Consider the following 12,029-nt stretch of genomic DNA (forward strand, 5'->3'; position numbering starts at 1 on the left):
CGTAGATTCACGGTGCCGAAACGTCTTCAAGTCAAGGTCGCGGGCGATGCAAAACCAGATGGTGTGGCCGTCATGAAGCCGGACAACTCGGCGCTGGAAGTCCGAGGGTTAACGAAGCGTTTTGACCGTCTGGCGGTCGACGGCCTCGATCTCACCATTCACGCCGGCGAATTCTATGCCCTGGTCGGCCCCAACGGCGCCGGCAAGACCACCACATTGCGCATGGTTGCGGGCCTCTTGCGGCCCGATGCCGGCGCGGTCTCGATCTTCGGCATCGATGCGCTCCAAAACCCGGTCGCCGCCAAGCAGGTGATGGCGTGGGTCTCCGATGAGCCCATGATCTACGACAAGCTGACCCCGCTCGAATATCTCGAATTCGTCGCCGGGCTCTGGGGCATCGCGCCGTCGGTCTCGGAGCCGGTCGCCGAGGAGCTGCTGAGCTCGCTGGGGCTCGAGCCGCACCGGCACGAACGCTGCGAGGGCTTTTCCAAGGGTATGCGCCAGAAGGTGGCGCTGGCCGGCGCGCTGGTGCACGATCCCCGTCTCATCATTCTCGACGAGCCGCTGACGGGGCTGGATGCCGTCTCCGCCCGCCATGTGAAGGGCCTGCTCAGCGAGCGCGTCCGCGCCGGCTGCACCGTGATCATGACCACGCACATCCTCGAGGTCGCCGAACGCATGGCCGACCGCATCGGCGTGATCGCCTCGGGCCGCCTCGTGGCGGAAGGAACGCTCAGCGAGCTGCGCCAGCAGAACGGCCACGCCGACACCAGCCTGGAAGATCTCTTCATCGCGCTGGTGACGCTGCAGGAAGCCGCATGAGCTCGGCGACCGCGCTGTCCTGGTTCGCCCGCCACGAGCTGCGGCTCGCCTGGCGCGAATGGTTCGCCATGATGACCGGCGGACGACGCACGCGGGCGCGCGCCGCCGTCGTCGGCCTGCTGTTCTTCGCAGGCCTGCTGCACGTGCCGGCCTGGGCGGTGATCGGCCGCTTCGCCGATCTGCAGCTGCCGCTCGACAAATCCTCGCTGATCGTGATCACGGCGACGATCTTTCTCGCCTGGACCTTGATGCTGTCGCAGGCGATCGAATCGGTGACGCGGGTGTTCTACGCCCGCGCCGATCTCGACCTGATCATGTCCTCGCCGGCGACGCTGGCCAATCTGTTCTCGGTCCGCATCGCCGCGATCGCGCTCACCGTCACCGCGATGGCGCTGCTGTTCTCGACGCCCTTCATCGACGTGCTCGTGATCGGCGGCGGGCCGCGCTGGCTCGCGGCGTTCGGCGTCGTGGTCGCGATGGGCCTGTCGGCCGCGGCGATCGCGATTGCCGTCACCATCCTCTTATTCCGCCTGATCGGCCCGGCGCGGACGCGCCTCGTGGCGCAGATCCTCGCCGCCATCATCGGCGCCGGCTTCGTGATCGCGCTGCAGGTCGCGGCGATCATGTCCTATGGCACGCTGTCGCGCTTCACCATCCTGACCTCCGGCAGCATGGCCGCCCACGCCCCCGAGATCGACAGCATCTGGTGGTGGCCGGCGCGCGCGACCATGGGCGACAACGAGGCGCTGCTGCTGCTTCTCGCGCTCGCTCTCGTGCTGCTCGGAAGCGTCATGGCGATCTTCTCGGGCCGCTTTGCCGACACCGCGATCGACGCAGCCGCTTACGGCAGGTCCGGCCGCCGCAGCGCGAGGCAGCGCGCGTTCCGCGGCGGATCGCGGCAGCAGGCGCTGCGGCGCAAGGAGTTCTCGCTGCTCTGGCGCGATCCCTGGCTGATCTCGCAGACCCTGATGCAGCTGCTCTATCTGGTGCCGCCGGCGCTGCTGCTCTGGCGCAACTTTGCCGAAAGCTCCGCGGCGCTGACACTGATCACGCCCGTGATCGTGATGGCGGCGGGGCAGCTCGCCGGTGGGCTCGCCTGGCTGACGATCTCGGGCGAGGACGCGCCCGACCTGGTCGCGACCGCGCCGCTGACGCCGTCGAGCGTCATCCGTGCCAAGATCGAAGTGGTGCTGATCGCGATCGCCGTGATCTTCTGCCCGCTGGTGGCGGCGCTGGCCTTCGCCTCGCCGTTCCAGGCCGCTGTGAGCGCCGGAGCGATCATCGTCAGCGCGGCCTCCGCCACCGCGATCCAGCTCTGGTTCCGGGTCCAGGCCCGGCGCAGCCAGTTTCGCCGCCGCCAGACCTCGTCGCGGCTTGCGACCTTTGCCGAAGCCTTCTCCTCGATCGGCTGGGCCGCGAGTGCGGCGCTGCTGCTCGCCCTGCCGCTGGCAGGCCTGATCAGCGGCCTGATCACCGCAGGCCTCGTCGCCATCACCTGGAAGTTCAGCCCAAGGCGCCAATAATAGGTGCGACACTGACGCGCTATTGATCGCGTCCTATTGGCCACGCGCTGCATTGCACGCTAGACTTTCCCCTGAAGTTTTCGGGGACGGATTCATGTGGCGACTGGTTTCGGCAGCTGTGGCGCTGTTCGGCGCATTTCTCTCGCCTGCCCTCGCCCAGCAATCACCCCAGCGCAGCGAATGCCTGGCGATGGCGAATACGGCGCCTCGCGCCATGCCGGTGGCATTCCGGCAGGCGGCCGGCTCGGCCGAGGTCGAAATCAGCTATGCCGGCCATTCCACCTATTTCATCGACACGCCGGGCGGCCTGCGCATTGCGACCGACTATAGCGGCGCCTATCAGGTGGGCCGGCTGCCTGACGTCGTCACCATGAACCGGGCCCACAGCACCCACTACACACTATTTCCCGACAGGCGCATTCCTCATGTGCTGCATGGCTGGGGCGAGGACGGCAAGCCGGCCATCGTGTCGGAACGCGTCGGCGACACCTTCATCCGCAATGTCACGACCGACATCCGCCGCTATTTCGGCGACGATGCCGGTGCCGACATGATCCGCGACGGCAATTCGATCTTCATCTTCGAGGTCGCCGGCCTCTGCATCGGTCATCTCGGCCATCTCCACCACAAGCTCGACGACAGCCATTTTGCCCAGATCGGCCGGCTCGACATCGTGATGGTGCCGATCGACGGCACCTACACCATGTCGCTGGACGGCATCTCCGAGATCACCAGGCGCCTGCGCGCCTCGGTGGTGCTGCCGATGCACCGCTTCGCCACCCCGCTCGACGATTTCATGCGCCGGATCGGCCAGCAGTTCGAGATCGACCGGCGCTACGAGCGCTCCTTCCGGATGTCCCGGGATGCGCTGCCGTCGAAGCCCACGGTGATCATTCTCGACGGTGTCTGACGCGCAATTTTCTCCAAGTCTCCCAAGGCACGTTCGTGCTGATCTCCTCGCAACAGGAGATCGACATGACAGACTTTGCGCGATTGTTGCACGCGGACGGACCGAACCCCGAGCACGCGGCGGCACTTCAGCTTTACGGCCGCTTTGTCGGTGATTGGGACGCCGAGATCACCGCTCATGGAGCGGATGGAACGAAACACGCCGCGCCCGGCGAAATCCATTTCGGCTGGGTGCTGGAGGGCCGCGCCGTCCAGGACGTCTGGATCATCCCTCGCCGTTCAGGCAGCCCGGCTTTTCCAATCGCCGGCAATTGGTACGGCACGACGCTGCGCGTCTACGATCCTTCCATGTCCGCGTGGCGGATTTCCTGGTTCGATCCCGGCCGCTGCGTGTTCCGCCAGCAGATCGGCCGCCCCCGTGGCGATGACATCGTGCAGGAAGGCACGACCGACGCAGGCGAGCTGACGCGCTGGAGCTTTACGGAGATCACCGGCGACTCCTTCCACTGGCTGGGCGAGGTCAAGCCGGCCGCCGCAGCCGATTGGCGGCTGGTCGTGGATGTGATGGCGAAGCGGCGTAAGGCTTAAGATTGAATGGATCCTGAAGCTACCGGCTCCGGGCTCGCTGCAACCTCTCCCGCTTGCGGGGGAGGTCGCGCCGAAGGCGCGGGTGGGGACTCTCTCCACACTGGGAATCTCTCTGCGGAGACACCCCCACCCCGGCCCTCCCCCGCAAGCGGGAGAGGGAGCGCACCTTCCGCGCGGCGGCATTCGAGCCAGATCAGTTCATGCAAGTCGCAGCGCCGCTGTGCTCAAGACGAAGGGCGCGGTTGCGCGCCGCGCGCTGCTGCATGCACCGACGAGCTGCTAGGCTCCCGCCACAAAAAAACAAAGGGAGCGAACGCCGATGACCGCAAGCGGGTTGCCCGCCAATACGAGCGGGCTGTTCGTCGAGCCGCGCGAGGACTGGCTCGCGCGGCGTCAGGAGGAGATCATCGACCCCTTGCGGCCGATCGTCGATCCCCACCACCATCTCTGGAATCGCGGGCACCGCTATCTGATCGAGGAGATGGCGGCGGACATCGCTAGCGGCCACAACGTCATCGCCACCGTCTATGTCGATTGCCGCTCGATGTATCGCGCGCACGGACCCGAGGCATTCCGGCCGGTCGGCGAAGTCGAGTTCGCCAACGGCGTCGCGGCGATGAGTGCGAGCGGCGCTTACGGCAAGGCTGCGATCTGCGCCGGCATCGTCAGCCACGCCAATCTGCTGCTGGGTGACGCCGCAAAGCCGGTGCTGGAGGCCGAGATCGCCGCCGGCAACGGCCGCTTCCGCGGCATCCGGCATTCCTCGGCCTGGGACGAAGACCCCGTCGTCGCCGGCATGTATGCCAACCGGCCGAAGGGACTTTTGCAGGACGCAACTTTCCGCAAGGGCTTTGCCTGTCTGGCGCCCTTAAACCTCAGCTTCGATGCCTGGCTGTTTCATCCGCAGATCGGCGAACTGACCGAGCTGGCGCGCGCCTTTCCCGACACCAGGATCGTGCTCGACCATTGCGGCGGCCCGGCGGGCGTCGGCCGCTTTGCAGGACGGCGCGAAGAGGTATTCCCGCAATGGCGCGCGTCGATCCGGGAGATCGCGACATGCGAGAACGTGGTGGTGAAGCTCGGCGGCCTTGCGATGTGCCTGCTCGGCTACGACTTCCATCTGCGCGAGAGGCCGCCGTCATCCGAGGAGCTTGCCGCGGCCTGGCGGCCCTATATCGAGACCTGCATCGAGGCGTTCGGCCCAAGGCGCGCAATGTTCGAGAGCAATTTTCCGCCGGATAAGGGCCAGTGCAGCTACCAGGTGATCTTCAATGCCTTCAAGCGCATCGCCGCGCCCCTGAGCGAGGCCGAGAAGACGGCGCTGTTCTCGCAGACCGCGACCGAATTCTACCGGCTCGATTTGCCGTCGTGACAGCATCTGCGTCCTGACGAGAAGAGGGGCCGGGATGTTGATCCCGACCCCTCTTCGTCGTGGCCGCTGGGAAGCGTCCTTAAGCGTTATGAGATGACTAGCCGGCACCCATCAGCGAGGCCGGACGAGGCGCGCCGGTGGAGACGAACATCTTCTTGAGCTTGTTGACGACGCGGATCAGGAAGCCGATCACGACGGGATTGGTCTTGCGGCAGAAGGCGATCTTCTTGACGTGGCCTTCGACATGCCATTTGGCATGCGCGCCGTCGCGGAAGAAGATGACGTCGCCGGGGCCATAGCGCTTCGGCGGGAGCCCATCGCTCTCGAGCACGATCGATCCTTCCATGATCATGATCGTCTCGTCGATATCGTAGTACCAGTTGAAGCGCCCTTCGGTGCAATGCCAGATGATTGTCTGGGCGGTGCCGTCGGCACTGGTCGACAGGACGCGCGAGCGCGACACCGGATTGCCTTCGATGATCCAGGACGGCTCGATCGGCCGCAGTTCGAGCTCCACACTGCTACTACCGATTTCAATCAATGCACGCGACATCTACTTCCCCGGGAAAATATTAATATGTATGGCCGGGTCTCGGCCCGGATTGTTTCGAAAGATGCTGGAACGCTAGTAGGCGGTTTTTAATTCTTTCTTACGCAGGCCCCGACAATCAGCCGTAAGTTGCAGGTGCGAAGCAGCTAACGCCACGATTTCCCTGCAAATTCGCGCAGATGAACCCAGCTTTTCCGGGGTGCGACAAAGTGCGCGAAGTATCAAAAAGGAGCCACACCGATGCCCCTCAGCCCAGAGGCTCTGACAGCCAAAGGCGACGTGGTCGCCCGGCTCGGCGGCTTCGACGTCTCCTTCGCGCCGGACGAAGAGCCCTGGTTCACCATCGACGGCATTGAAAGCCCCCGGCAGATCGGCAGCGACGGCTCCGGCGGCGCGTTCGTGCTGCTGCCGTCGCAGACTGTGCTTTACGTGTCATCGGAGGGTCGCGCGGGAATCATCGCGGAAAGCTTCGAGGCATTCATCCAGCTCGTCGTCGCCCGCCCCTACTGGCTCGATATCCTGAAATTTTCCGCCGGCGGCGACCCCGCCGAGATGCGGCGCGCAGCGGATGCGCTGGAGGCGACGCTGGACGACGAGGATGAGATCAACGAGGCCCGCGAGGACATCCGCAGAAGCCTCGATCTGCCGGAGGCGGACGATCCGGTCGGCGCGCTCTACGAGGCGGTCGCTGCTTCAGACGCCATCGTGCGGGCCACCGACGGCAGCCCGTTCACGACGCTGTTCAACAGATTCAGCATCGACAACAGCCCGATGCTGCGCAACGCGGCGGCGTGAGACGGTCCAGCAGCGAGTACGTTCAGGAAAGGTTGTCGCCCCGGCGTTCGCCCGTGCGCACGCCTCGTCCTTCGAGACGACCGCTCCGCGGTCTCCTCAGGATGAGGCTAATCGACATCGGTGCCCGCTGAAGTGACTGCCGCACACTCCGTCCTCATCCTGAGGAGCCCGCCCAAAGCGGGCGTCTCGAAGGATGGCCGCAGGGAAAACCGCATCCATATGCGTTAGCACTGCTTCTACGTGAAAGGCGAAGCGGGCTACTTCGCCCACTCGCCCTTGCGGAACACCGGGACCTTGCTGCCGTCGGCCAGAATGCCGTCGATGTCGGTCTCGGCCGAGCCGATCATCCAGTCGATATGGATCAGGCTCTGGTTGCCGCCTTGCGCGGCGATCTGCTGCGGCGTGAGCTGGGCGCCGTTGACGAAGCACTTGGAATAGCACTGGCCGAGCGCGATGTGCGAGGCGGCGTTCTCGTCGAACAGCGTGTTGTAGAACAATAATCCGCTCTGCGAGATCGGCGAGGAATGCGGCACCAGCGCCACCTCGCCGAGCCGGCGGGCGCCCTCGTCGGTGTCGAGCACCTTGTTGAGCACCTCCGCGCCGCGCGAGGCCTTGGCGTCGACGATCTTGCCGTCCTCGAAGCGCACCGCGATGTTGTCGATCAGCGTGCCCTGGTAGGACAGCGGCTTCGAGCTCACGACATGGCCGTAGACGCGGCGGCAATGCGGCGTGGTGAAGACCTCTTCGGTCGGGATGTTGGCGTTGCAGCTGATGCCGTTCTTGGACAGCGAGGCGCCGCCCTCCCATTCATGTCCGTCGGCAAGCCCGATGGTGAGGTCCGTCCCCGGCCCTGAGTACTGCAACGCGCGAAAACGCTGGCCATTGAGCCAATTGGTGCGCTCGCGCAGCACCGCATTGTGGCTCGCCCAATTGCCGATCGCGTCCTCGCGGTCGACACGGGACGCGGCGAAGATCGCATCGGCGAGCTTGCCGACCGCGACATCCTCGGGATCACCAGGGAAGACCTGCCTTGCCCAGGACGGGCTCGGATAGGCGATGATATTCCAGTTGGTGTCGAAATTGACGATCTTTTCCAGCGCCGGCTGATAGGCCATGGAATTGGCCTTGCTGGCGCGTGCGACCTTGGACGGATCCTCGTCCGACAGCAGCATCGGATTGTCGCCGACGATCGCGAGCCGCGCGGTGTTGTCGGAGAATGCCTTGGCCATGCCCTCGTAGAGCCAGCTGGCGGCGCGATCGAAACTGTTGTCGTGACCGTGGCGGTAGCGCGCCAGCGTCATCTCCTCGTCCGACAGGATCGGCGTGACGATGCCGGCGCCGGCCTTGTAGGCATGCACGGCGATCCGCCGCACCAGCGGCAGCGCGATCGCCGGCGCCGTCAGCAGCAGATCCTGTCCCGGCCGCAAGCCCAGGCCCACCTTCACCGCCACCTCGGCCAGCCGGTCGAGTTTCGCGGGATCGATGGGAGTGGCGGTGATGCGTTGATCGGTCATGCCGGGTCCTCTGCCGAAAGTCTCTCGTTCAATCTAAGTCTAGCATCGCGAGACACAAGTATGCGAGCGCCTTGCGAGACGGGAAAGATACGTGGTTTCACGCATCTTGGTTTTCAACGCGTTGAGGATCTGAGCACCCGATCGACCATGGCGGGCGCAAGCCCGAGGTAATTTTTCGGTGAGGTGAGCGCCTCGATTGTGGCACGGTCGATGCGGCTCGATATCCGTGAATCTGCGGACAGCGCGTCGGCAAGGCTGATCCCCTTGTCGTTGGCCTCGCGGCAGGCGTCATAGACCACGTCATGCGCCTCCTGCCGCCCGATTTGCGGCGCGAGCCCCATCATGACCGCTTCGGCCACAATCAGGCCGCGGCTGATGGCGAGATTGTCGTTCATCTTCCTTTCGTCCACGATCAGGCCTGCGAGCGCGAACTTCGCCTGGTGCAGCGCCCCGGCGGTCAGCACGAAGCTTTCGGGGATCGCCATCCATTCGGCGTGCCAGGGACCGGTGGCGCGCTCGAAATCCTGCACCATGGCGTCCAGCATCAGGCCGGCGTACTGGCGCACCGCCTTGGACGCCGCAAGCATCAGTTCCGAGGAGATCGGATTGCGCTTCTGCGGCATGGTCGAGGAGGCACCGCGGCCCTTGACGAAGGGCTCGTAGACCTCGGCGAACTCGGTCGAGGCCATGATCATGATGTCGAGCGCGATCTTGCCGAGCGAGCCGGTGACGAGGGCGAGGAAGTTAACGGCTTCGGCAAGGCCGTCGCGTGCGACATGCCAGGTCGAGGCGGGAACGCCGAGCTGCAGCTCGGCGCAGAGCGCCTCCTGCACCTCGAACCCCTTGTCGCCGAGCGAGGCCAGCGTGCCCGCGGCGCCGGCGAACTGGCCGACCAGGACGCGCGGCTTCAATTGCTTAAGACGCTCGGCATGGCGGTCGAACATCGCGAGCCAGATCGCGGTCTTGTAGCCGAAGGTGACCGGCAGCGCCTGCTGCAGATGGGTGCGGCCCGCCATCGGCGTGTCGCGATAGCGCTTGGAGAGGTCGGCGAGGATCTTGCGCAGCTCGGCGATGTCGCGCTCGACGATCTCGAGCGCGGCGCGCAGTTGCAGCACCACGGCAGTGTCCATGATGTCCTGCGTGGTCGCGCCCCAATGCACGTAGCGGCCGGCCTCGCCGCACTGCTTCACCATCTGGTGCACCAAGGGAAGGATCGGATAGCCGACGATGTCGGTCTCCTGCCTGAGCAGGTCGAAATCGAGCGCGGCAACATCGGTCCGCGCCGCGATCTGATCGGCAGCGTCCCGCGGGATCACGTCGCATTTGGCCTCCGCCTTTGCGAGTGCCACCTCGACCTCGGCATAACGGCCGACCAGCGCGACGTCGGAAAACACCTCGCGCATCTCGGGCGTCCCGAACGCATCGCGGAACAGCATGGAGTCGAGCACGGTGGTCGAGGGGTGGAAAGCAGGCATGGGCGTTTCTTGGCTGTTGTTCTGTATGCGGGTAGCTTACGCACGTCGCCGTGCTCGGCAATGGACATTCCTCGTTCGTCACATGTTCAATGGCATGCGACGATCACGCCGCCGCGCGTCAGGCTGACAACTCCGTCATCCCCGCGCAACGGCGCAGCCGTTGTCGCTGGAGGTGCGAAGCGTGCGATGCGAAGCAGCGCATGCTTAGCCTCGAAGGATGAACGGCCGAGATACAGCCGGGCCGTCCATCCTTCGAGGCCTCCGCTACGCTCCGGCACCTCCAGCGACAACCGCTTCGCGGTTGCGCGGGGATGACGGTGATAGTCTGTAGCCCGTCAGCGCTCGACCCATGAGCGCCCGCAACAATCTGGCCGAAACGGCCAGATTGTCATTTCAGGTTGTATTCCTCTTCGAAAATCGCATGGCTACCATCACGCGATCGTGGTGAACCGGAGAGACCGCTCGGCAGACTCACAGACTTCAAGTCGAAATCTATTTTGATTTTTTTATTGCCCGATACCGCTGTGAGATCTGAGTCTCGACGTGCAGTTTCTATTCCGGGATCATCTTCTCGACACTGACCTGCGCGAGCTGAGCCGCGAGCAGGTTCCCGTTGCCGTGGAACCGCAGGTTTTCGATCTCGTCGTCCATCTCATGGAAAACCGCGACCGGGTGGTCAGCAAGGACGAGCTGATCGACAAGATCTGGCACGGGCGCAGCGTCTCCGAATCCACCCTGACCAGCCGCATCAACGCGGCCCGCAAGGCGATCGGCGACAATGGCGCGAACCAGGCGCTGATCCGTACCATCGCGCGCAAGGGATTTCGCTTCGTCGGCGACGTGCAGACACAGCTTGGCGCGGTTCCGCCGGAGCTCGGTCGCCTCACCCAGGCGCCGCAGGCCGTGCTCGCGCTGCCCGATCGGCCCGCGATCGCCGTGCTGCCCTTCACCAACATGAGCGGCGACCGCGAGCAGGATTATTTCTCCGACGGCATCAGCGAAGACATCATCACGGCGCTGTCGAAGCTGCGCTGGTTCTTCGTCATCGCGCGCAACTCCTCCTTCGTCTACAAGGGCCGCGCCGTGCACATCCACGAGGTCGCGCGCGAGCTCGGCGTGCGCTACGTGGTCGAAGGCAGCGTGCGACGGAGCGGCGACCGGCTGCGCGTCTCGGCCCAGCTCAACGACGTCTCGACCGGCAGCCATCTCTGGGCCGAGCGCTATGACCGCGAGCTTGCCGACATCTTCGCCGTGCAGGACGAGATCACCGAGGCGATCGTCGCCGCGATCGAGCCGCAGCTCTATGCCGCCGAGAGCTTTCGCGCCCAGCAGAAGCCGCCGGGCAGCCTCGACGCCTGGGGCCTTCTGATGCGCGGGCTGTCGCATTACTGGCGCATCACCCGCGAGGACAATGCGACGGCGCAGGGGCTGCTCGAGAAGGCCGTCGCGATCGACCCGGCCTATGGCAAGGCGCTGGGCCTGCTCGCGACCAGCCACATCTTCGGCGCGCATATGGGCTGGGCCGACATGGCCGCGACCGTGCCGGTCGCCGAACGCGCCGCGCTCGCCGCGGTGGAGGCCGATCGCGAGGACGCCTTCGCCCATCACGGCCTCGCCTATACCTATCTGTTCCGCCGCCGTTTCGACGATGCGCTGGCGGAGTTCGAGCTGGCCTTGATGCTCAATCCGAACTTCGCGATGGCGCACGCCTTCTACGGCGTGACGCTGTGCTACGCGGGTCGATGGCAGGACGGCGATGCCGCCGCGCGCCGCGCGCTGCGGCTGAGCCCGCGCGATCCGCTCGCGGCGATCTATTGCGGCGTTGCCGCCTATGCCCAGTTCATCGGCCGCAACTACGAGCAGTCCATGCAGATGGCACGGGAATCGATGCGTCAGCGCGCCGATTTCGTCGGCGCCCATCGCGTGCTGACCGCCGCCGCCGGCATGTCGGGAGATCCCGAGCTCGCAGCGTCCGCGCTGGAAGGCCTGCGCCGTACCCAGCCCGGGATCTCGCTCGCATGGATCATGCGCGAGCTGCCGATGCTGCGGGAAGAGGACCGCGAACATTACCTCGAGGGATTGCGGCGCGCGGGGATGGGGTAGGCGTTCACCCTCCCCTGGAGGGTAGGGCTATCGCATATGAGGTGAGCGTGGCGGGAAGCTCGCCTGCGGCCATCCTTCGAGACGCCCGCCTCCGGCGGGCCCTCAGGATGAGGACAGAGTACGTGGCGGCAATTCGGCAGCCAAAGCTGCCGGTCAGCCTCATCCTGAGGAGACCGCGGAGCGGTCGTCTCGAAGGACGAGGCGCTTGCTCAGGCCCCACCAGCTCATATGCGATGGCCCTGCCCTGGAGGGGGAGGGTCGGCTCGCATCTGAGCGTAGCGAAGATGTGAGACGGGGTGGGGTGACGGTCTCTCCACAATGGACACTGCCCGTGTTGAGAGATCACCCCACCCCGCTCGCGCTTCGCGCGATCGACCC

The 12,029-nt window shown here is 65.4% G+C and carries 10 protein-coding genes; 7 read left to right on the plus strand and 3 right to left on the minus strand.

What is annotated here, in order from left to right; translation table 11 throughout:
- The first annotated feature begins 72 nt into the window (after positions 1 to 72).
- The 5 genes from ACVJ19_RS08810 (at position 73) to ACVJ19_RS08830 (ending at position 5,214) form a co-directional block, all read left to right on the plus strand.
- Complete coding sequence (locus tag ACVJ19_RS08810) at positions 73 to 822, plus strand: ABC transporter ATP-binding protein (RefSeq protein ID WP_453949317.1); 750 nt, start codon at positions 73 to 75, stop codon at positions 820 to 822.
- A complete protein-coding gene (locus ACVJ19_RS08815; RefSeq protein WP_453949316.1) occupies positions 819 to 2,345 on the plus strand; it encodes a permease in 1,527 nt (508 codons plus the stop codon). Before ACVJ19_RS08810 ends, ACVJ19_RS08815 begins: the two co-directional genes overlap by 4 nt.
- Positions 2,346 to 2,439: 94 nt before the next feature.
- A complete protein-coding gene (locus tag ACVJ19_RS08820; protein WP_453949315.1) occupies positions 2,440 to 3,255 on the plus strand; it encodes an MBL fold metallo-hydrolase in 816 nt (271 codons plus the stop codon).
- A gap of 65 nt (positions 3,256 to 3,320) precedes the next feature.
- Positions 3,321 to 3,842, plus strand: a complete 522-nt coding sequence (locus ACVJ19_RS08825; RefSeq protein WP_453955119.1) for a hypothetical protein — start codon at positions 3,321 to 3,323, stop codon at positions 3,840 to 3,842.
- A 319-nt stretch (positions 3,843 to 4,161) separates the two neighbouring features.
- Positions 4,162 to 5,214, plus strand: a complete 1,053-nt coding sequence (locus ACVJ19_RS08830; RefSeq protein WP_453949314.1) for an amidohydrolase family protein — start codon at positions 4,162 to 4,164, stop codon at positions 5,212 to 5,214.
- Positions 5,215 to 5,311: 97 nt separating this feature from the next.
- On the opposite strand, the gene ACVJ19_RS08835 is transcribed toward ACVJ19_RS08830, so the two are convergent.
- On the minus strand, positions 5,312 to 5,767 hold the full coding sequence (locus ACVJ19_RS08835) for a cupin domain-containing protein (RefSeq protein ID WP_453949313.1): 456 nt from the start codon (positions 5,765 to 5,767) through the stop codon (positions 5,312 to 5,314).
- Between the two features lie 237 nt (positions 5,768 to 6,004).
- On the opposite strand from ACVJ19_RS08835, the gene ACVJ19_RS08840 reads away from it, so the two are divergent.
- The gene (locus ACVJ19_RS08840) at positions 6,005 to 6,559 is read left to right on the plus strand and encodes a hypothetical protein (protein ID WP_453949312.1); all 555 of its coding nucleotides are present in this window, start codon (positions 6,005 to 6,007) and stop codon (positions 6,557 to 6,559) included.
- Positions 6,560 to 6,816: 257 nt separating this feature from the next.
- Here ACVJ19_RS08840 and ACVJ19_RS08845 read toward each other — a convergent pair whose 3' ends face one another.
- Both ACVJ19_RS08845 and pcaB read right to left on the minus strand, forming a co-directional pair.
- Positions 6,817 to 8,073: an aminopeptidase gene (locus ACVJ19_RS08845; protein ID WP_453949311.1), complete on the minus strand. Its 1,257-nt coding sequence runs from the start codon at positions 8,071 to 8,073 to the stop codon at positions 6,817 to 6,819.
- 113 nt (positions 8,074 to 8,186) lie between these two features.
- A complete protein-coding gene (gene pcaB / locus ACVJ19_RS08850; RefSeq protein WP_453949310.1) occupies positions 8,187 to 9,548 on the minus strand; it encodes a 3-carboxy-cis,cis-muconate cycloisomerase in 1,362 nt (453 codons plus the stop codon).
- A 543-nt stretch (positions 9,549 to 10,091) separates the two neighbouring features.
- On the opposite strand from pcaB, the gene ACVJ19_RS08855 reads away from it, so the two are divergent.
- Positions 10,092 to 11,651, plus strand: a complete 1,560-nt coding sequence (locus tag ACVJ19_RS08855; RefSeq protein WP_453949309.1) for a winged helix-turn-helix domain-containing tetratricopeptide repeat protein — start codon at positions 10,092 to 10,094, stop codon at positions 11,649 to 11,651.
- The last annotated feature ends 378 nt before the right edge of the window (positions 11,652 to 12,029 follow it).

Source organism: Bradyrhizobium sp. USDA 376 (assembly GCF_054063675.1).